The sequence below is a fragment of the Shewanella sp. MBTL60-007 genome (genome assembly GCF_019654915.1).
Classification (GTDB): Bacteria; Pseudomonadota; Gammaproteobacteria; order Enterobacterales; family Shewanellaceae; genus Shewanella.
The window spans coordinates 1-448 of sequence record NZ_BPET01000203.1 but is presented as its reverse complement, the minus strand read 5'-3'; the positions used below and the strand labels follow the sequence as shown (position 1 = coordinate 448).

1 protein-coding gene is annotated in these 448 nt (G+C 55.1%); it reads right to left on the bottom strand.

The features are described 5' to 3' along the window. Positions 1-448, bottom strand: a 448-nt coding sequence (locus K5Q92_RS24055; RefSeq protein ID WP_220771283.1) for a hypothetical protein, incomplete at both ends; no start/stop codon positions are given.

Sequence of the window (448 nt, the reverse complement as noted above, 5' to 3'; positions counted from 1 at the left end):
CCGCGCCACCGTTAATGGTAAGCGTGACATAGCCGCCAGCTTCAAAGTCAGTACCATCGATAGTGACTTGCAGCTGTACGTCATCAGCACCAATTTCAGCTTGGGTGAGCAGGCCATCGCCTGGGTTACCATCATCAACAATCAATACCGTCGGCGCATTTGGCGCGGTTTCATCGGCGACCTTGGCAGTATCTGAACCTTGAGCCGAGGTGTTGTCAGCCTTATCGGTTTGGGTGGCGGTGACGGTGATGCTGTCGCCTTCAGCAGGCGCGGGCTCGGTCCAGCTGATCACGCCGTTGGCATAAGTGTAGTTACCGAAGGTGAAGCTGCCGTTGCCAGCATCAGTGAAGTCAGCGAAACTCAGCTGAATGTCCCCGCCACCGTTAATGGTAAGCGTGACATAGCCGCCAGCTTCAAAGTCAGTACCATCGATAGTGACTTGCAGCTG